Origin of the sequence: Mucilaginibacter pocheonensis, assembly GCF_031456535.1 — a bacterium.
In the GTDB taxonomy this organism is placed as follows: domain Bacteria; phylum Bacteroidota; class Bacteroidia; order Sphingobacteriales; family Sphingobacteriaceae; genus Mucilaginibacter; species Mucilaginibacter pocheonensis.
Window position 1 is genome coordinate 543366 of the sequence record NZ_JAVDUU010000004.1, and the last position, 22031, is coordinate 565396.

Here is a 22031-nt window from a genome sequence, read left to right on the forward strand (position 1 = left end):
TTATTACCAACCCGTGTTTTGGGTAAGTTTTGTGTTTGTATTTCTTTCGCGCTGCGGAACCGGCCACAGATAGTATTGCTCCTTCATGGTAACTCCCTGTTCATTTGGAGTTGAAGTTGCCGGCCCAAATGTATTGTGCTTAACATCATATACCTGATGTGTACGCTGGATATCAAAATAGGCTTTATTCTCGTAAGCAAGCTCATGATAGCGTTCCTTCCATATAGCCTGCCGAAACTGATCTTTTGATAAATTGCTCAACGGAGCAAGGTTAGCCCGGGCCCTTATTTTATTCACCTGGGCGTACGCTTCGGCAGTAGGACCGCTCACTTCATTTGAAGCTTCGGCATAAATCAGCATCGCTTCGGGTAAACGTAAAAATGTCCAGTTTTCATCACATTTCCCGCTGTTGGCGGTGCCTGCTACAGAACTTTCTACATGAAAGTATTTATAAAGACAATGCTCGCCAAAATTAATAGTGTCTTTTGGATTGTCTGAAGCTGGATATTTTGAGAAATAAAACTGTTTTTCTTCGGTACGTTTATCACCGGCCTCATAACTTTTAAAAAAGTCGTCAGTTGGTATCATCGCGCCAAGATGGTCGCCGTATGCACCTACCTGCAGGTTAAAAGGAACGGTTAATTGTGTTATAGCGTTAGTGGCCACCCCTACCAGGTATTGACTTTGAAATATCAGTTCGCCCTGGTTTTTATGTGGGTTATCATGCAAATAGGCATAATTATCAAACAAAGTGTATAATGATAATACTTGCTGCGCCTCGGCAGCGGCCTTTGCATAATTTTCTGTTTTTTGCAGCGGATAACCAGCCATGGTAAGGTAAACGCTGGATAGCAACGTATGAACCGCCCCTAATGATGCCTTACCGGTTTGATCAGTATTTGGCAAGCCTGATTTTTCGGCCGCGAGCAGATCATTTACTACCAAATTATAAACCTGTTCTTTTGGTGTGCGCTCCGGATATAAAAGCGGGCTTTTAATATCAACGGGCTCAGTAAGCAACGGAACATCACCATACAACCTTACCAAATGGAAATAATAAAATGCTCTTAAAAAGTAAACCTCGCCAAGCATGGCATTCTTTGTAGCATCATCCATGCTAATAGCCGGGATGCGTGCCAGGGCAATGTTGCATTCTTCAATAGCTGTATAACAGCCTTTCCAAACAGTTTCAAAGCCCGGGTTGGTAGGGTCGGTATTTTGATTTATTACTTTTTTGTTGTTTGTACTTTGGCCAAGCGTTGTAGTATGCCCGGCAAAAAGTTCCAGGGTTATAAAGGGAGCTTCGCCATAGGCATCACCGTTTTGAAACAGGTATAGGCCATAGTTAATGTTATTGATGTATCCGCCATAAATGCCATTTACAAACGTGCGGGCCTGATTGGCGGTGGTAAAATAATTATCCTGCGTAAAGTTACTCCTGCTGTCTTCATCAAGATACTTTTTGCAACCGGTGGTGCTTGCTATAACAATTAGCGCTACCAAACCGGCCTTATATTTTTTTAAATTAAATTTCATAATCTGCTTATTTAGGTATTTAATTAAAAACTTGCATTTAAACCAAGTAAAAAGGTTCTTGGCTTAGGGTAATCATAAAACTGTATGCCCTGTGTAAAATTACTGCTGCTGTTATAGGTTGATGTTTCAGGATCATACCCAGTGTACCCTGTAATGAGGAACAGGTTTTGTGCCTGCGCGTAAACCCTTAAACGGCTCAGTTTAATTTTATTGGTTATTGAGGTTGGGAAAGTATAACCAAGGGTTACGTTTCTGCCACGAATGAACGAGCCGGTCTCTACCTTAGTTGAATAAATTTCGGTTGAATAGTACACATACGCAGGCCTGTCTTCGGCTATACTGGTATTTTGGTTGGTAGGAGTCCAGGCGTTCAATACAGTAGCGTAGCTGTTAGCCTGCCCGGTACGGTCCTGACCAGAGTGCCTGGTTAAATTCATGACCTGGTTACCATAATTAAACTGAAGTTCCACGCCAAGATCAAGATTTTTATAACGGAACGTGTTAGTAAATGTGCCATAACCAGATGGTGTTGATTTACCTAAAATTTCCTTATCATCAACAGTTATCTTTCCGTCACCGTTCTTGTCTAAAATTTTCAGGTCGCCGGGCAGCATATTGTATTTAGCTGCTTCAGCCGCTTCTGCCGTTCCCCATGTACCCAATACTTTGTAACCATAAAAAACGCTGGCAGGCTGTCCTACACGTAACAGGTTAAACTGCGACAGGAAGGTTGGATCAAGAAAAATATCGTCGTTCGCTTCACCTAAACGCAGGATCTTATTTTTAAGAAACGATATATTGAATGTTGTATTCCAGCTAAAGTTATCCGTTTTTATGTTAACAGTATTCAGTGTCAGCTCGATACCTTTATTTTGCAAGCTGCCTATGTTTTTGTAAACACTGGAAAAACCGCTTGATTCGGGTAAGGGAGCGTTAAGTAAAAGCGCCTTTGTTTTTTTGACGTAGGCATCGGCATCTAAAGTGATCCTGTTGTTAAACAAACCAAATGCTAAACCAACGTTATATTCTGATGTTTTTTCCCATTGCAGGTCGGGGTTACCGGGGCTCTCTGTATCAATCACAGTGGCCGAATTACGGTTACCACCAAACGGATAGCTGCCTATTGGCAACAGTGCCTGTGAACGGTACTGCCCTATCTCAGAGTTACCTGTTAAGCCATAACTAAATCTCAGTTTTAAATCAGATATCGTTTTGTTGTCTTTCAGAAAGTCTTCCTGCGATACCCGCCATGCCAACGCGGCTGAAGGGAAAAAGCCATATTTACTGCCCGAGCCAAAGCGTGAAGAACCATCTTCGCGACCGGTAACTGTTAACAAATATTTATCTTTATAGCCATAGTTTACCCGGGCAAAAAATGATTGCATCTGCCATGCGAAATAGGCTGATGCAGGTGTTCCGGGAACCGCCCCTGCACCCAGGTTATTAAACTGAAAATAATTATCAGCTAAGCCCGATGTTGATGAACCCACACTAAGCTCATTAAAATTCTGACGCTCGGTACCTAACACTACATTTAATGAATGTATCTTATTGAACACCTTGTTATAGGTAAAATGGTTTTCCCATTGCCAGAAAGTATCGTTACGCTCATTTATAGAAGCCGAACTGTTACTCTGATCAGGAGTTGCACCGCCTACTAATCCGCTTGAAAAATGCGGGTCATAATTAGAGGATGTGGTAACCCCAAGCGTACTACGGAATTCAAGCCCCGGGGCAAGGTTTAAGTTTAAATAACCGTTACCGCTAAAAACACGCGTTCTGTACAGATTATATACCTCATTGGCCTGTGCAACCGGGTTGTCTCCGCCTTCCATGTTCGGGTAATCTGTCCTTTTTCCATATGATCCATCAGGATATCTTATTGGAACAATCGGGATCATTTCAATAAGCATACGGGGTATATTGTTACCACCGGTTCCGTCATCAGCAGCGCGCCTTTCCGAATTATTATAATTGAAAGTAGCACCTACCTTTAACCAGGGCTTTATTTGGTTATCAACAGTTAAACGGGCGTTATAACGTTTCTGATAACTGTTCAATATAATACCTTCATCATCGGCATAGTTTAAGAACAAGCCATAGTTAACATTGTCGCTCCCGCCGGTAAATGTTACGTTATGGTTTTGGCTATACGCCGTTCTGGTGGTTGCTTTTTGCCAGTCAACATCATACAAAGGTTTCAGATTGGAATCAAAAAGCTTTCCGATAAGCGCTGTACGGATCTTAACCGGATCGTCATCGGCATATTTGCCCGCTGCCCAGCCGGTTGGGTCATATTTTTTAATATTGGCGTAAGAAACGTCCTCCACATGCAAAAACTGCTCGGCATTTAATACCGGCAGTTCTTTAGCCATATTACTTATACTCCCATAGGCGTCATAACTAACCGTGCCACCCTTTTTACCGCGCTTGGTTGTAACCAAAATTACACCGTTTGCGCCACGGGTACCATATATAGCGGTTGATGAAGCATCTTTTAATACGTCAATCGTTTCAATATCATTCGGGTTAAGCGAGCTGCCGCCTTCTGTCCAAACAACTCCGTCAACTACATATAAAGGATCGGTAGCGGCGTTGATTGAACTGTAACCGCGGATACGGATCTTGGTAGCGCCACCCGGAGCACCGGAGTTGGTTGATACGTTTACCCCTGCAATTTTACCCGCAAGTTCCTGCTCCACGTTAATAGCCGGCCTGTCCTGCAGTTGTTTTGCATTAACACTGCCAACAGAACCTGTAAGGTCTACACGTTTCTGTGTACCATAACCTACTACCACTACTTCGTTTAACGCTTTCGGCGCCTCGGTCAATGTAACATCAAGCTGTGTTTTATTAGCGATTGGAACTTCCTTTGTGGTATAACCAATAAAGCTAAACACCAGCGTGCCATTACCATCAGGAGCGTTTAAGGTGTATTTACCCGTTACATCGGTAACTGTACCTATATCTGATCCTTTAACCTTAACGCTTACACCCGGCAGGGGGCCTTTGGCATCGCTTACCGTTCCCTGAACTTTCAGCGCGTTAACTGTATTGGTAACCGCCTCGGTTTCTTTCCTTTTAACTACAATTGTTTGATCAAAGATCTTATAGGTTAAAGGCTGATCTTTAAAACATTGTTTAAGAGCTTCTTCAAGTGATACACCTGCTACTTCAATATTAATTTCGCCATTTTTTGATACATCTTTCTTATCATATAAAAAATGATAGCCTGTTTGTTTTTCAATTGACCGCAGTACTTTTTCAACGGTGGCGTTTTTTTGATGTAGGGTGACTATTTGACTATAACTTTTTGCACTAACATTAGTAAGCGCAGCAATTATAATAAGAGCTGTGAGCTTCATAGCCAGTATAATTTTGGATAATTGAGGCCATACCAAAGGCGTGGCCTTAGAATTAAAATTCATAAGTTTGTAGAGTTTGGGTTAAACATTAACTTTCAATTCGTTGATTGCATTTTTTTGGGACCCAGATATTTAGCCGGGCGAGTGCAGCGAACACTTCCCGGTTTTTTTATGCCATTTTTTTACTGTCTGTATTAATGATCACATCACAAAAAGCAAAAAAATAAGGGCAACTGGATCCGTCCCTGGGCTAACTTATTTTTGGTATTTCTTCCATCATAGGGTTGTTAAAAGTGAAAAATTGGTTGTTTTATTGTTTGTATCAATAAGCTCCTGATCAATAGCGCTTATTGCATTATTGTTATATGCTTGTTTTCTATTTTGAAATTAACTCCTGCATACTTAAGCATGCTCAACAGTTCCGACGCCTTTACGTTCCGGGATATGCGGCCCGAAAACTCGCGCACCGGTATCTCGCCCTGATAGCTTACTTCAACATCATACCAACGGGCGGCCTGGCGCATTATTGATTGGATACTGGCATCGGTAAATTGAAACAAACCGTCTTTCCATGCCACGGTATCCTCCGCATCTGCTTTATCAACCACCCTGATCTGGCCGTTCTGATTAAGCGATGCCTGCTGCCCCGGCTTTAAAATACTTGTGAATTGATTATTGCTTATTTTAACAGCCCCCTCCAGCAGGGTAGTTTTCATTACCGATTCATCATTATAGGCCATCACGTTAAAGTGGGTACCTAATACTTCAACCATGGTGTTGTTTGTTTTGACCCTAAAAGGCATAGCTGCATTTTTGGCCACCTCAAAATAAGCTTCGCCGGTAATTTCAACATCCCTTGTTTTACCTGTAAATACCGCCGGAAAACTAAGTGACGAAGCCGAGTTTAGCCAAACCTTACTGCCATCGTTAAGCACCAATTGATATTGCCCGCCCCTGGGTGTTGATACAGTGTTCATTACTGCCGCGCCCTTGGCTGTGTCATTATGTTCACCTTCATATACCAGCTGCCCATCGCGGGTTTTGTTTATTTGCGCATCACCTTCCTTAGCTAATACGCCATTATGTGCATTGTCAAGATAAATCGTTTTACCATTAGCAAGGGTTAATAACGCCCGATTGCCTCCCGGCAAAACGTCATGCATAGGCTTGGCCTGGGTTATATTTTTCTTTGCATCGCGCTGCTTTTTTTGGTTGATAAAAACATAAGCGCCAAAGCCCACAAAAATCATGAGCGCGGCGGCAACTCCCAACTTTATCCATAACCTGGTATTATCAGTTTGCTTAATCAGGTGAGGTATATCGTCAGGTGATGCGTTGGTATCTAAAATACGGTTAAGCATATCCATGCTTGTTTCAGGATGAAAAAGCGGTTCGGTTATTTCAAGATCGTTCCAGGCCTGATGAATAAGTGCAGTTAGCTGTGCATCATTTGCTGATGAGTTAATAATTTGAAACAGTTCGTCTTTCTCCTGTTCTGTAGCTGTTTGGTTGTAGTAGCTATTGAAAAGGTAACTTAACCTTGCATTCAATGCACTCATAATTGGTAAACGTTTGTCATAAGTAAATAATTGGCAATGCAGCTGAGGAAACCTCGCCCTTATGACAACCAAAAGGGTAAAAAAGGGGGTATCAGTTTTTAAAAAAAATTAAAAAACTTTTTACGGCTATCAGCAAAAGCGCCATAACTTCCAGATGCTCATGCACATACTCCGTTATGGATGCTGTGGCCATTTGCAGATATTTTTTTACAGTTTCGCGGGATAGCTCAAGCTGATCGGCTATTTCGGTATATTTAAGCCTGCTATGGCGGCTAAGCAGGTAAACCTTTTGCTGCTGGGGAGGCAGCTGGTCAATAGCCTCATCCAATAAATTATAATACATGTTAGTGCCACCAACCTCAGGAACAACAGCATCTGCACGGCTGTCTTCTAACTGTTTGATCAGTACGCGTTCTTTTGCCAGCTTTTTTAAACAATTTAATGCATGGTTTTTGGAGATCACAAAAAGATAGGCCTTAAAATTATCAACGCCTACTAATGTCTCGCGGGTAAGCCATATTTTAACAAACACATCCTGTACCACCTCTTCGGCCAGTTCAGGAATGTTTGTTATACGTAACATATGTACACCTAATTGCTGGTGATATGCTATAAATAACTGACGAAAGGCATGTTCATTGCCCGAAGCCACCTGTATCAGCAGTTCTCTCTCATTTAACGGGGCAATATCAAACATAGGTAAGTGTAATAATGGCAAATCATAAACCTTTATAAAACCTTAATTCACCGTTTTAAATAAATAAAACAGGTGCTATAACAGTATTATTGTGATAAAGTTTATTCTTTTTAGCCACCCGGGGTTCAAAGTGGCAATTTACGCGTAATCAATTTATTGCTTTTTACTTTCAGAAGGCTGCTGACTTAGCTTATTTTCGATCCTTTTATCGGGTATAAACCATACCGCTGCTACTACAGCATATAAAAGGAAACTTATAACAGGGCTAACCCATGAAAGGCCTACCGCCAGGGCATAAATAACTACCGAGCTTTTAGCTTTCCAGTCGCGGCCTAACACATCAGCAATGAGTGAGCTTTTACCATTGTGCTTTATCAGTACCTTTTCTAATATGGAATAGGCCACGCCATTCATGACAAGCACCACGCCATAACAAGCTACCGGTATCTGCGTAAAATGATTTTCGCCCATCCAGCCAGTTACAAAGGGAATGAGCGACAACCAAAAGAGCAGGTGCAGGTTGGCCCATAATACAGTTCCGTTCACCGATCGCACAATATGCATCATATGATGGTGATTGTTCCAATATATCCCTACGTAAATAAAACTTAAAACATAGCTCATAAAAACCGGGATCAGCGGTTTTAGCGACGCGAGGCTATCTCCGTGCGGCACTTTCAATTCCAATACCATAATAGTGATGATTATCGCGATTACGCCATCACTAAAAGCCTCTATCCTACCTTTGCCAAAAGCCATATACTTTTAAATTTATTGCGCCCACAGTTTACTTTGTAACGCCAAACTCCTTATACCTTTTCATCGCTTCAACAAAATAATAATCCGCATAGGTTAAAGGAACATCAATTTCGGTACCCGCAGGCAAATGTCCTACACTATGCTTTAATATAAACCCGCCGTTTGTGCCGGCCGCTGCTTTGTATGTTGGTGATGATAATGATTTCAGCATAGTTTGCGCCGCATCAAAATATTCCTGCCCTTTGCCATTATCGGCATAACGGCATAGCTCCAGCAATGCCGAGGCCGCTACCGCTGCTGCCGAAGCATCTTTGGGGGCATTGGGAATGTTGTTGGCGTTATAATCCCAATACGGTATCTTGTCTGCCGGTAAATTGGGGTTTGTTAATATAAACTGCGCGATGTGTTGCGCCTGGTCAAGGTATTTTTTATCCTTGGTTTCGCGATACATTACCGTGTAACCATACAAACCCCAGGCCTGTCCGCGTGCCCAGGCCGATTCATTGGCAAAGCCCTGGGCTGTTTTCTTCTCCTTAACTGCTCCTGTTTGGGCATCATAGTTGATAACGTGGTATGAACTGTAATCGGGCCTAAAATGGTTTTTCATGGTGGTATTGGCATGAGTTACCGCTATCTTATAATAGCTGGAATCGCCGGTTTCATGGGTGGCCCAAAACAGCAGTTCCAGGTTCATCATGTTATCAATGATCACCAGGTAATCCGACGGATTTTTTGAATCCCATGATTTGATGCACCCCACGGTTGGATTAAACCTGGTAGACAGCGATTTGGCGCTATTGATCAGTATTTCTTTATACTCCGGTTTTGGTTCAATACGGTTGGCATTGCCAAAGCTGCAATACATCATAAAACCCAGGTCATGCGTGTGGGTATTAAATTGCTCCTTTGCAAGCACACCTAATATGCGGTTAGCTTCGGCAAGTAATGGCTTATTATGGTCCTGCTCATACAGGTACAATAAAGTGCCTGGGTAAAAACCGCTGCACCACCAGTCGGACGCACTGTTTTCCTGGTTATTGGTATTAGGGTGATATGTTTTGGGAAACTCCTCCGGTCCTATCTGCTTAGCCAGGAACTGATATTGAGCATCTGCATCCTTAAAGTTTTTTTTGATAGCTGATAACAGTTCTTTTTGCGGCTTAAAATCAACCTGGGCAAATGAACCCGAACTAAATGCACATAAACAAAGGGTACAAACAATAACAGGCAGCAGTTTTAATTTCATAAAAAGTATTTATAGTTGATTTGGCAGGCCGTAAAAGTGCAAATTTTGCATCAAATTTCAAGCTGTAATTGCATTTACCTGTAAAAGCCGCTTAACGGACATCTCATATTACTTCCCCAATCCAAAGCAAACGTACTGATCGCCCGATTTACTGCCGATCTTACCGCCACCGCAAGCAATCACCACATATTGTTTACCATCTATTGAATACGTCGCAGGGGTAGCATAACCCGCTGCCGGCAATTTGGTCTGCCACAACACTTTGCCGGTTTTTTTATCAAAAGCGCGTATTTTTTCGTCTTTAGTAGCCGCTATAAATACCAGGCCGCCTTTGGTTACCAGCGGACCTCCGTAATTTTCTGTTCCGGTAGCCGGAATCCCTCTTTTTGTAAGTTCCGGATATTCGCCTAAAGGAACTTTCCACAACAATTTTCCCGAAGTGAGATCTACAGCGTTAAGGGTTCCCCAGGGCGGTTTTATGCCAGGGTAGCCATCCTTATCCAAAAAACGGTTGTAGCCGGCCATAGCATAAGGCACTTCGTCTACCATATTTTTCTCGAGTTTGGTGCTCGCGATTCGGCTACCAGTTGGTTCTTTGGCTATTACTTTAGTGGCTTTAGCATCAGGAAGTTTCAGTAAAAATGCCAGCAGCGCCTTTTTATCGGCCGCGGAGATCTGTTTAAACGATGGCATCATATTACGTCCGCTGGCTATGATCCTGCTCAACTGTTCTTCTTTGTACTTTTTGCCAATATTAACTAATGATGGGTATGATGTACCATTACCCTTTAGCTCCGGGCCGTGACAAGCCAGGCAATTTTTGTTGTAGATAACCTGTCCCATGCCTTTTAACGACTGATCATTAGTAACCTTGGGCACATTGATCATTACCTGCGCCCAGGGCAGTTCTGAGCTGTTCACATACATGATCTTTGATTCGGGATCAACCGCGGCGCCGCCCCATTCGCCCCCGCCATCAAACCCGGGGAATATCCAGCCGCCCGCTTTGCTCGGAGGTGTAAACATCAGCCTGTTTTTAACCTGATTATACTTTTGAAGCATATCCTTGTGCGTTTCCGGTGATATATTTGTTACATCCTCGGGGTTAAACATCTGCCTTGCAAAAGGCTCGGGTAAGGTTGGGATAGGTTGCGTTGGCCAGGGTTCCTCGCCAGGCAGGGCCATACCAGGAACCTGTTTTTCAATTATCCTGAATATGGGTTTGCCATTAGTTCTGTCAAACATAAATATGTAACCATGTTTGGTAATTTGCGCCACCGCGTCAATTTGCTTTCCGTTATGGGTTATGGTCACCAGGTTAGGATTGGCCGCCAGGTCACGGTCCCACAGATCATGGTGTACTACCTGGAAGTGCCACTTTAGTTTTCCGGTAGCTGCATCAAGTGCCAATAAAGAATTGCCGAACAGGTTTTTCCCTTTACGGAATCCACCATAAAAATCTCCGCCGATAGATCCGGTCGGGATAAATACGATACCCCGCTTTTCATCTAAAGCCATGCCTGCCCAACTGTTAGCGCCTCCAAATTTTTTCCAGGCGGCGGTATCTTTCCATGTCTCGTAGCCTTTTTCGCCCGGGTGTGGAATAGTGTGAAATATCCATCGTAATTTGCCATTACGCGCATCGTAAGCCCTGATATGTCCTGGCGCCGCGTCTGCAGATTCTGCTACCCGTGTGCCCACTATAAGCAGGTCCTTGTAAACTACGCCTGGTGTTGTACCGGCCACAAATGATTTTGTATCCCGTCCAAGATCTTTGGTGAGGTCGATGTACCCTTTTTTTCCGAAAATTTTTACCGGCTTGCCGGTTTCCGCATCAATGGCAAAGGTTTTAGCTCCCACACTGTAAAAAATGCGTTTCTCGCCGCCATTGTTATTTTGCCAGTAAATTACACCCCGGCTCACCTTATAGTAGGCCATCGGGTCGCCGTTATTTGTAGTATCGCCTTTTGCCGGGTCAAACAGCCACTTTTGTACGCCTGTAGCTGCATTCAAAGCAAACAGCTTAAGTTTTGGACTGGTGCCATAAAGTATACCATTAACCACAATAGGGTTACACTGGTTCTGGCTATGGTTGCCGGTGTCTCTATCGTTTGTGCTATAGGTCCACGCCACTTTTAGCTTGCTCACATTGTTTAAGTTGATCTGCTCATTTGAGGAATAACGGTTTCCTTCTTTGGTACCTGCATAGGTTTGCCAGCTGCTATAATCAGCAAACCTGACAGCCTTCTCATTTTTGCAGGAACAATAAACAATTGATAAAAAGCCCAATAAAAGCAGCTTGATCTTCATAACAATGGTTTTTGATAGTTATTTATTGATCAGGCTTGCAGGTTCAATTTCATGACTCAATATCTTACCAAATAATTCCCAGCGTTTTTCAGGCGCTTTGGCCGTTCCTCCGTTTCTTTCAATATAGCTTTTTACCAGGTCCTGCCCGTAGTTATAATTGATCACATAGCTGCGGTATTTCTTTATAAAGCTGATGGATTTATTGGCTGTTTCGTCATTCATAAGGCAGTATTTAGTGAGATAATTCATGGCTTTATCCCGCGACATCGTATTATTAATTAATCCCCTTGCCGCCTCATTGCGGGCGTAATTTAAACTACCTTTAATTGCCAAAGCCTTAAAGTACAGATCAATACCGGCAGTATCTAAACCAGCGAGCGGCAACAACACATTTTTGGTGAATTTTATTTTTTCATCGCCCGGAAAGGCTACTTCAATACCATAATTGGCACTACCTTCCGCAATTAATGACTGCGGGCTGAACAAAGGATACATCGATATTTCTACCCATCCTTTATCATGGTACAGGTGTTTCTCCAGCAGCATATTGTATACATGATGACCCGGGTAACTTTCATGGCTGCCTACATCTATAGCCCTGTCAATAAACACTTTTAAATCTGTATTGATTTGTACAGTGCTTTTATAATTGCCCTTGTACCAGTTATAACCGCTCCAGGGCTTGTTGGTTACATACTCCAATGTAAAAGTTTCGCCGGCAGGTAATTTATAATGAGCCAGCGTTCGTTTACGGGCTTCGGCTATGGCAGTTTTTATAACCGTATCGAGTTTATCTTTTGGGATGATAAACTTATTGGCCAGTTTCTGAAAACGGTCGTTCACCCTGCCTTTACCGGGCAAAATGCTATCCAGTAAATCAATTTTTGGTTTAAAATAATCGTCTGTATATACCGGTGCAGCAACGCCAAAAAGCTCCCTTGATTCTTCGTCAAAGGGACGTTCTTCGCCCGAGAATATTCTGATACGGCGACTAAAAGCTATCAGCTGACCGGCCATCCAGCTGGCCCGCATTTTATTGGTATCAACCTGCGACGAAGTGGCAATTACCTTTAATTCGTTCATCAGGCTATTGGCGTCAGCCAGCAGGCTATCCTTAGGAAATTCTTTAGCGGCTTCCTGCTTAGGTTTTAACGAATCGGGCCCATAATAAGCATCCACAAAGTCGGCATCGTACTGACCAATGGTTAAGCCCAGTTTTACATATTCAACGGCCAGTCTGTTCAGTTTTGTGTTCTCAAGTTCGCGTGCCGGATCGTTGCCGCATGAAAGCATAAAAAGTACAGGTAAAAAAAGCAGTAGTTTTCTCATGTCAAAATTATCCAGTTCAAGTAAATGTTGAACAAGATAATAATTACATTGTTTAATAAAGCAAAGCCCGGTATATATGACTGGTACTCAGAAGATATTTATTGAACGGTGTACTAACTTTTATAATTTTGAAGGTGCCTGAGCATTAGCCAGCTGATGGTTTAAACCCCTGCGTTTTAATCGCGAAAACAATATAGCCACCACAACCGCGATAATTAAAATAAATATCGCAGCGATACCTGCCGTAACCCGGAATGATTGTATAAACGCGGCCTGTGCGAGATCTGCAAGTCGCCGGCCAGCCTGATTGTGCAACTGATCTGATACTTTTACCGCTGCCCCTAAGGTAGTTTGGGCAATACTAAGTGTTTTTTGCCCTATGCCGTTCACAGTAATGCCCGCCATACTATTACGATACACCGCCATACCAATGCTGCCAAGCAGGGCAATACCAAACGACGCACCCAATGTGGTATTGGTTTCAGATACACCGGCCGCGGTACCGGCTTTGTCTGGCGGGGCCGAGGTCATGACCATATCTGTACTTAGCGTAACCACCAAACCACAACCTGCCGACAGTAAAACAGTAGCGATGAGGAATACCGGCAAGTTGTTATTTATCCGGGTTAACAAAGCCAGGCCTATAGCCATGGTTACCAACCCGCCCACAATTAACACATTTTTACGGATTGCTTTTGCCAGCAATGCGGCACACATGCACATTACGGTGCTAAAAACTGCAGCCGGCAGCGTCCATAACCCAGCTTTGAAAGGACTTAAACCAATTACCAGCTGCAAATACTGGCCCACAAACACAAATATACCAGCCCACATAAAAAGACATACCGGAAGCGTGGTCATGGCTATACCAAACCGGGGTATCCTGAAAAGGTTCAGGTCTATCAACGGTTCAGCCAATTTCATTTGCCTCCTGAAAAAAACAACACCAAGGGCCAACCCTATAATAACAGGCAGCACAAATATAAATGCCATACCATATTCGGCTATTTGCTTAATGCCGAAAACAACTGGAAGAATAGAAATAATGAGCAGTAATACGCTCCGCAGGTCAAGGCTTGATTTACCGGGGTCTTTAAATTCGGGCAGCAAGAGCGGGCCGAGTATCAGAAACAGCACCATTACCGGTACCCCCATTAAAAACACCGAACCCCACCAAAAATGGCTCAATAAAAAACCGCCCACCAGCGGCCCAAGCATGGTACCAGTTGAAAAACAGGTAGTCCATAACCCAATGGCGAAAGTGCGCTGAGCCTCGTTATGAAACATGTTACGGACCATAGAAAGCGTTGACGGAAGCAGCGTTGAACCTGCAACACCTAAAAGTCCGCGGGCGGCGATCAATAAGCCTGCATCTTTGGAAAACGCGCTTATGGCTGATGCGATGGCAAATGCTACCGCTCCAATTAAAAGCAGTTTCCGGCGACCAATCCTGTCGCCAAGCGTACCCATAGTGATCAGCAGCCCCGCCTCCATAAAGCCGTAAATGTCAGTGATCCATAGTTGCTGGGAGCTGCCCGGTTTAAGGGCCGCGCTTATTAAAGGCAATGCCAGATATACAACAGTAGTGTCCATTGATACAAGCAAAGTTGGCAATGCAAGTACTGCCAGAGCTATCCATTTTTTGCTCCCGGCCATAGTTGAAGCACCAGTTTGCAGGGTTTCTTCCACATCCATAACTTATTAGCTTTACAACAAATTTAGCGCTTACCGGTAAGATACCCGGGGTGAGTATATGACAATATACAGGGGCGATTGCGACAGAGAACAGGTTGCGATGGGAAACTTATGAGCTTCAGTTTTAGTTAAAATGAATGGTAAATTCTGTTTGCCTTTCGGACGTGGTTTTTAAGCTGAACTCGAAGCCATGATTTAACAGTATTTCCCTTACCAGAGTTAAACCTATGCCCTGTCCGTCTTTTTTTGTGCTAAAGAAGGGTGAAAATAAATTAGCGTGTTGATCGGCATTGATACCCTTTCCTGTATCGCTGATCACCAACTTTTTTTCGGCAGGCAAAACCGTAAATCTTACCACACCGCGTTCATCAATAGCCTCAATGGCATTTTTTACAATGTTTATGAGCGCCTGTTCTAATTGCTGTTGATCAGCATCAATATATATATCCTCATCCGGCAGCGTAAATTCAAAAACCACATTGTTTTCATACGCCTTTGCACTCATAAGTATGGTAACAGAATTAATAAGGTGTTGTAGTATGATGGGTTGTTTATTAGCTGAAGGCAGCTTTACAAGGTCGGCAAAGTTGCGCATAAACAAGTTAAGGTTTTGGTTGCGATCCATAGCTACCTGCAACGCGTCTTTTAAAACATCAAACTCATGGCCTTCCCAAAGCTGGTCTGTGCTCATAGCCGATTGCATAATGGAATTAACCGGGCCGATGGTATTGTTAACCTCGTGCGCCATCATGCGGATCACTTTACCGTATACCTTTTTTTCGGCCGCCAGAATTTCGGCTGTCAAATCTTCGATCATAATAAAATGACGCGAAAATCCCCTGTCTACAAAGTGCGATTTTTGGAGTTTGAACGAGCTCACACCATCAAACCTGGCTACTACCGTTTCTCCTGATTTTAGTTCTCCTATCTGCTTAAACAGCGGATGCTGCAACTCATGAATGGAATTGCCCTGTAATTGCTCTTCATTTGCAGTTAGTAATTGTAAAGCTTTGGGATTTACCTGCTGAATGCGGTCATCAAAATCAAGTATAATGATACCGGTTGGGGATGTATGTATCAGTTTCTCCAAAAAAAAATGTTGCTGTTCCTGCCGGGTACGCTCCGTTCTTAACTCATCCATCATTTGATTATAAACATTTATCAGTTCATCAACTTCATGCTTACCGGTTGATAAAAATTTAACATTAAAATCTTTATCCTTAATGGCATCAACACCCTGCATAAGTAACTTTAAAGGTTGTATCAATTGCCGGTAAAGCTGCCACGATATTATTAAAGAAACGATGATAAATACCTCTGAAACAATAAAGAAAATTTTGTTTTGATCGAAAATAAAATAGGTAAGCACCAAGGTTATCAGGTGCAGTATAACAACAAATAAAACATATTTAGTCCTCAGTTTCATCGAATGGGATCTGGTATTTTTCTAACCGGCGGTACAAGGCGCTACGCGTAAGCCCCAGGGCCGCCGCTGCCCTGCTTATTTTATTTTTATGATGATCCATTGCCCGTTTTATCATCTCAACCTCTACCTCTTCCAGCGTTAGGGTACCCACGCCGGGCAATTGCGCGTTTCCTTTTTTTACCGGCGACAGCTCCAGCTGCGACCGAAAGTCATCAATACTCAATTCATTGTGTTTACTAACTAGTATTGAACGTTCCACCAAATTTTTCAGTTGCCTGATGTTGCCGGGCAAGGGTAACTGCTGCAGCCATTTCATAGCGCTGGCGGCTACTGATAATCCCGGTCTGTTATAGATCTCTTTTAAATTATTTATAAAAAAATTAACCAATAATGGGATATCCTTTGGTCGCTCGCGCAGGGCGGGCAGGTAAACGGTGATCAGGTTGATGCGATAGAGCAGGTCTTCCCTAAAAGTACCCTTGCCCACCATTTCGTTCAAGTTTTTGTTGGTGGCGCAAACTACTCTTACATCAACAGTTTTGGTGCGACTGCTGCCCAGCACCTCGTAAGTGCGGTCCTGCAGTACACGTAACAATTTTACTTGACTGCTGGCGTCCAGATCACCAATTTCATCCAAAAAAATAGTGCCTTTGTTTGACATTTCAAAGCGGCCCATCCTATCAAAGCGGGCATCAGTAAAGGCACCGCGAATATGGCCAAACATCTCGCTCTCAAACAATGAAGTTGATATGCCTCCGAGGTTTACCTTGATAAATGGTTTATTACGCCTTAAGCTGTTCTGATGAATAGCCTCGGCAATCAGCTCTTTACCAGTACCACTTTCACCCATGATCAGGATAGAGGCATCTGTTGGCGCTACACGGCCTATGGTTTCAAGGATATCCAGCATTTTAGGATCCTCACCAATAATGTGCTGAAAATTATAGGTTTTGTCTAATTGTTTGCGCGTGCGGTGTTCGGTTTTACTACCCTGCAGATCAAGCAAAGTTTTAACAGATTGCAAGAGGTGCTCATTACTCCAGGGTTTATTAATAAAATCACTGGCTCCTATTTTCATTCCTTTTACGGCCAGTTCAATACTGCCCCAGCCGGTTATTAATATTACAGGAATAGTCCCTATCTGCTTTATTTTTTCAAGAAGGGCCATACCTTCGCTCCCCGAAGTATCTATGGAAAAATTCAGATCAAGAATTATAAGTTCCGGAGTATTTTTCCTGATTGTCTTTAAAGCATCTCCAGGGTTTTCAGTACACAGCACATCATACCCTTCGCTTTTCAGCAACAGCGTCAGCGAGGTTCGTACAGCTATGTCATCATCAATAACCAATATCATAATAGCAGGTTAATATCGTAATTATTCTTCATGTAAAGCTACCGCCGGATAAATTGCAGCGGCCTGTTTGCCCGGATACAACGAACATAGGAAAACCAGCAGATAAATAAATAGCACAGCCAGTACAATAGCAATGATGTAGGTACTTGCCGCAATATCAAACACGTTCAATATAGGGAACTGCACCGCGAAGAAAGTTCCTATAATGAGAGCGAAAGTTGCCAGGATCATCGACTCCTGAATCAGTTGTGCAGAAACTGAACTGCCGGTGGCACCTACCGCCCTGCGCAAGCCAATCTCGCCTCGGCGGCGATTGATGTTGTACCATAAAACCCCAAAGAGCCCCAGCGCAACATTAATGATCAAAAAACCGGCAATAATGCAAAGTATAATTATGGGTATTAAAGTACTCTTGTTGGTGTTTTCCCGCTTTTTTGAAAAATGCTCGATCTCAACCGATGCATCTTTCATGTAACTGGCCACAGTTTTATACAGCTTGCTTTCAAAAGCGGCATCGGCATTGGGCGATACTTTTATGATCAGCTGCCCCATATAACGCATCGCGCCGGTATCGATACGATTATAAAGTGCCATGCCTGATGGTAAATAGTCGCCCTTATCTTTCATATCCTGTACAACGCCTATTATCTTTATCTTTTTTACAACAGAATTAGCATTATCATTTATCAGTTGCCCAACAGCCCGGCCATTTCCAAATAAACGTTCCCTGAGCGCAGCATTGATAACAACCGGCCTGTAAGTACTTACCTGATCCTGCTGATTAAACCAACGCCCTTCCAGCAAATTCAAATTGAAGGCATCACGATAGCCATCGCCGGTTTGATAAAAGTTAACCGGACTTAAGTTTCTTCCTTTATAATTAAGTCCGGTTGTATTGATACTACTGGTAAACGGAACATTACCGGATGCAAAACTAAGCGCCTTTATCTGTGGCATATTTTTCAACATAGCGACAAGGGTTGCATAGTACTGCAGTACCGAATCAGTACTGTGAAACTGTTTAGCATTTTGGTAATTAATAACCCACACATTATCATAAGTAAAACCCATTGGCTTTTTGTAGTTACGATAATAATATACCAACGAGGCAAACACCCCAAAGATCACCAGGAACGAAATGAACATTTCTGTGATCAATAAAAAATTCTGTTTCTTTTTATTCCAGATGAGTTTGAATAAATGCTTTATCATAAAATTTCTGATTAAAGGTTAAATTATTGCTCCTTTAAGGCCATTACTACATCAAGTCTTGACATTCGCCAGGCCGGGTACACACCTGATAGCAGGCCAAAAAACAAACAGGCTAGCAAACTATAAAGTAATACCAAAGGGTTAATGGTCAAATCCAGATCGGGTAGTAGCCCGCTGCTGTTAATAAGCTGCAAAATGATCATGGTAAGTATAACGCCAATAATGCCACCGAATATGGTGAGTATAATATTCTCCACAATTAACTGATAAACTAATGTTTTTGATGAGGCCCCAAAAGCTTTGCGCACACCAATTTCGGAAGATCGCTCCATAATGCGTGTAATGTTTACGTTAATCAGGTTTACAGTAGGCAGCAACATAAACAGCAAAGCAAATAAACTTGTATAAACAATAAAGCGTACATACCCCGTGCTATCAGGATTGCCAAAAAGTTGCCTGGTATAGGTTTCAAAATACGAGTCGGCGTTGGAGTGCAGGGCATCAAACGTCTTATCAGGCAATGGTATCCTGGCAACCATTTGTTCATACTCTGTGCGCATCTTTTTTACCATCTGTTCAGAGGGCGACAGCAATACCGCTGAGTAGTTTCCCATAAACTCTTTATTTCTATAATCGTCCTTAGCTACGGTATAGGGCAGAAACATATTGGCATAAAAAACTTCTTCTATTTCGGGGACACTCTTAATCACGCCGGTTACTCTGTAGCTTATATTGTCAGCTTCAATGAATTTACCAACCACTGTAGCAACATCGCCAAAATACTCTTTCCGGGTACGCTCAGAGATCACAGCTACACGGTCGGCCTTTTTAATTTGATCGGTGGTAAATGGTTTACCTTCAACAAACTGGTAATTGGCTATATCCCATAGGTCGGCATTGGTGTACTTAATATCGATAACTATTTTTTTATTATTCACATAAGCATTAGATGAGTTATTTCTGGAAACAATAGCCAATTTAACCGGTGTTTTTAAACTGCCTGCATAGTGGGTTAAAAAATAAAACGACGATCCGCTACTATTTATCCATCCCTTTTTTGAAGTATAAGTTAACCGCTTGATATACAGTGACCGATTATTTTTATCTGCCGGGTAAGCCGGATTGGTAAGCTTTTCAATAAAAGCGGCAAGCACCATCAGTACGGTAAGCGTTAAGCTGATGCCGAACAAGCTGATAAACGTAAAGAACTTACGCCTGCGCAATACCGCTATAGCTATTTTAAAGTAATTTTTAAGCATGGTGGTAATTTTAAGCAGTTATTTATTGAACTTGCGAGCCGTCAAACAAACGCATCAACCGGTGGGTTTTATGAGCCATATTTTCATCATGTGTTACCATAACAATGGTAGTGCCTTCGTTCCGATTTAAATTGATCAGGATATCCATGATCTCGTTACCCATAGCGCTGTCAAGATTTCCGGTTGGCTCATCGGCCAGTATAATTTCAGGGCGACCTACGATGGCACGCGCTATAGCCACACGCTGTCTTTGCCCGCCTGATAACTGGGTAGGGAAATGCTTTATGCGGTTAGCAAGGCCAACCTTTTCCAATGCCTCGGTAGCCAGCGCTTTACGTTGTTTAGCGGTTGTGCTGCGGTACAAAAGCGGCAGCTCCACATTGTCAAGTACCTGCAGGTCATTAATAAGGTGATAGCTCTGAAAAATAAAGCCCAGCTTTTTGTTCCTGAACTGCGCCAACTGTTTATCAGATAAATGATCGGTTTTTTGATCGCTTATTTTGATCTCGCCTTTTGAAGGCGCATCAAGCAAACCAATGATATTGAGCAATGTGCTTTTACCACAGCCCGAAGGACCCATGATGGATAAAAATTCGCCTTTGGCAACATCAAGGTTAATGCTATTAAGAGCCAGGGTTTCAATAGTGTCTGTACGGTACACTTTTTCAATGTTTTGTAAACGTATCATATTAGTGAGTGGTGAATGGTGAGTGGATTAGTCATTGTAAACAAGTGGTTTTTAATTTATTGATAAGTTATTTTCTGATTGTTTTCAAAGTCATATAATGACAGGTAGCGCAACTGATAATAAGCCCCCCAAAAATCACGGAGCGAAGTTATATAGTCGCGCTTGGCCTGGTCGTTTTCGCGAAAGGCTATGCCCAGATCAGTAATACTCAAGTCGCCCAGCACATAGCGTTCACTGGCTATATGATATTTCTCCGATGCTATACTATCTGCTTCGGCGGTGTACACCAACTGTTCTTTCATCACATTAAAAAGCGATACCTGGGTTATTATCTGCTGTTGAAAGGTTTGCTTATCCTGCTCTACCGTATATTCAACAAGCTGCTGGTTGGCCAATGCCGTTTTAGTACGCGATTTTGACCTGCCCCAATCAAGTATTGGTACAGACATGGTTAGCTGCACTATTTGTTGGTTTTGCGGGTTATTATATACCCCCGTAATGCTGGAAGATGTATTTGAAAACCCCAGATTAGCATTAAGCGTGGCGGTCAGGCCGGTTTCGCCTTTGGCTTTGGCCACGTCCCTTTTGGCTTCGGCAATACGCCTTAAAAAGGCTATAGCATCAGAGCGGTTGGCATAGGCCTCGGCCAAAACCTTGTCTGAGTTTACACTCATGCGGCTTATATTTTCGGGTACCATAAGTACAATTTTGCTATCGCCCTCCTGCCCCGTATAGCTTCTGAGGTTAAGAGTAGCAACCTCTATATCACGTTTGGCAGTCCCTACGGCCTTTTTAGCGTTAATAAGCTCTAATTTTAATTGCAATATGTCGTTTTTTGATACTTTTCCTAACTCAAATTTTGTATTGGCTATGGCCATTATTTTTTGGGTGTTGGTGTAGTTGGTTTCGGCAACGTGCAAGTTAACCTGAGCCAGCAACAGATCAAAAAAATATCCCTCAACCGTAACGGCTATATTCTCCTGAGCTTCGATATAGGCCTGTTTGCTCTCGTTATATTTTAACGGCTCTATCTTTTTGTCCCACTTTAGCTTGTTGAACTGAAAGAGCGGCTGTGCATATGCAATGCTATACGGAACACCATTGTACAGTATATTATGCCTGTCAAAATCAGTAAAACGCTGCATTTGGGTTGTGCCGTAAATGGTACCGCCCGTAGCGGTAATGCTTTGGCTAAAATCAAGCTTTAACGCCGAATTATCGTTATGAACCGGCTGAAACAATATGGTACCATCAGGCTGTAGTGTTTGCGAAAAGGTTTTTTTAAAATCAGGCAGGGTACCGCTCAAAGCCAGTTGCGGCTGGTAGTTCGATTTGTAAGTACGATACTCCCAGTATTTGGTTTCGCGCACGGTGGCGGCCTGTTTGGCCGCTATGGAGTTTGCCTTGGCCAGCTCAACCACCTGCTGCAGTGTTAATCGCAGCGTATCGTTAGCGCCGCCACAAAATGCAGCCGAACTTATTGTTAATAATAATATAGTATATAAAAATTTCATTCTTTCTAATTATATATCTTCTGATACCCACTCAAACCCTCCCACCAACCGGCAGGAGGATTTAATGTTATGAAGAACTCCC

15 protein-coding genes are annotated in these 22031 nt (G+C 42.8%); all 15 read right to left on the minus strand.

What is annotated here, in order from left to right; translation table 11 throughout:
* Positions 1 to 3: 3 nt before the first annotated feature.
* Positions 4 to 1536, minus strand: coding sequence for a RagB/SusD family nutrient uptake outer membrane protein (locus tag J2W55_RS20485; RefSeq protein WP_310100206.1), 1533 nt, complete (start codon positions 1534 to 1536; stop codon positions 4 to 6).
* A 23-nt stretch (positions 1537 to 1559) separates the two neighbouring features.
* Positions 1560 to 4964: a TonB-dependent receptor gene (locus J2W55_RS20490; protein ID WP_310100208.1), complete on the minus strand. Its 3405-nt coding sequence runs from the start codon at positions 4962 to 4964 to the stop codon at positions 1560 to 1562.
* Positions 4965 to 5248: 284 nt separating this feature from the next.
* On the minus strand, positions 5249 to 6460 hold the full coding sequence (locus J2W55_RS20495) for a FecR family protein (RefSeq protein ID WP_310100210.1): 1212 nt from the start codon (positions 6458 to 6460) through the stop codon (positions 5249 to 5251).
* Positions 6461 to 6551: 91 nt separating this feature from the next.
* A complete protein-coding gene (locus tag J2W55_RS20500; RefSeq protein ID WP_310100213.1) occupies positions 6552 to 7157 on the minus strand; it encodes an RNA polymerase sigma factor in 606 nt (201 codons plus the stop codon).
* Positions 7158 to 7310: 153 nt separating this feature from the next.
* A complete protein-coding gene (locus tag J2W55_RS20505; RefSeq protein ID WP_310100216.1) occupies positions 7311 to 7916 on the minus strand; it encodes a TMEM175 family protein in 606 nt (201 codons plus the stop codon).
* 28 nt (positions 7917 to 7944) lie between these two features.
* Positions 7945 to 9162: a glycoside hydrolase family 88 protein gene (locus J2W55_RS20510; protein WP_310100218.1), complete on the minus strand. Its 1218-nt coding sequence runs from the start codon at positions 9160 to 9162 to the stop codon at positions 7945 to 7947.
* A gap of 108 nt (positions 9163 to 9270) precedes the next feature.
* Positions 9271 to 11472 carry an outer membrane protein assembly factor BamB family protein gene (locus J2W55_RS20515; protein ID WP_310100221.1) on the minus strand — a complete coding sequence of 734 codons (2202 nt, stop codon included), beginning with the start codon at positions 11470 to 11472 and terminating at the stop codon, positions 9271 to 9273.
* Between the two features lie 18 nt (positions 11473 to 11490).
* Entirely contained in the window at positions 11491 to 12801 is a 1311-nt protein-coding gene (locus J2W55_RS20520; protein WP_310100224.1) for a hypothetical protein, read from the minus strand.
* Positions 12802 to 12921: 120 nt separating this feature from the next.
* On the minus strand, positions 12922 to 14496 hold the full coding sequence (locus J2W55_RS20525) for an MFS transporter (RefSeq protein WP_310100227.1): 1575 nt from the start codon (positions 14494 to 14496) through the stop codon (positions 12922 to 12924).
* A gap of 124 nt (positions 14497 to 14620) precedes the next feature.
* Positions 14621 to 15922 (minus strand): sensor histidine kinase, encoded by a 1302-nt coding sequence (locus J2W55_RS20530; protein ID WP_310100230.1) that lies wholly within the window; start codon positions 15920 to 15922, stop codon positions 14621 to 14623.
* On the minus strand, positions 15906 to 17276 hold the full coding sequence (locus J2W55_RS20535) for a sigma-54-dependent transcriptional regulator (protein ID WP_310100233.1): 1371 nt from the start codon (positions 17274 to 17276) through the stop codon (positions 15906 to 15908). Before J2W55_RS20535 ends, J2W55_RS20530 begins: the two co-directional genes overlap by 17 nt.
* A 21-nt stretch (positions 17277 to 17297) precedes the next feature.
* On the minus strand, positions 17298 to 18488 hold the full coding sequence (locus J2W55_RS20540) for an ABC transporter permease (RefSeq protein WP_310100236.1): 1191 nt from the start codon (positions 18486 to 18488) through the stop codon (positions 17298 to 17300).
* 23 nt (positions 18489 to 18511) lie between these two features.
* A complete protein-coding gene (locus tag J2W55_RS20545) occupies positions 18512 to 19747 on the minus strand; it encodes an ABC transporter permease (RefSeq protein WP_310100239.1) in 1236 nt (411 codons plus the stop codon).
* 22 nt (positions 19748 to 19769) lie between these two features.
* Positions 19770 to 20435: an ABC transporter ATP-binding protein gene (locus J2W55_RS20550; RefSeq protein WP_310100242.1), complete on the minus strand. Its 666-nt coding sequence runs from the start codon at positions 20433 to 20435 to the stop codon at positions 19770 to 19772.
* Between the two features lie 56 nt (positions 20436 to 20491).
* Entirely contained in the window at positions 20492 to 21949 is a 1458-nt protein-coding gene (locus J2W55_RS20555; protein WP_310100245.1) for a TolC family protein, read from the minus strand.
* Positions 21950 to 22031: the final 82 nt, after the last annotated feature.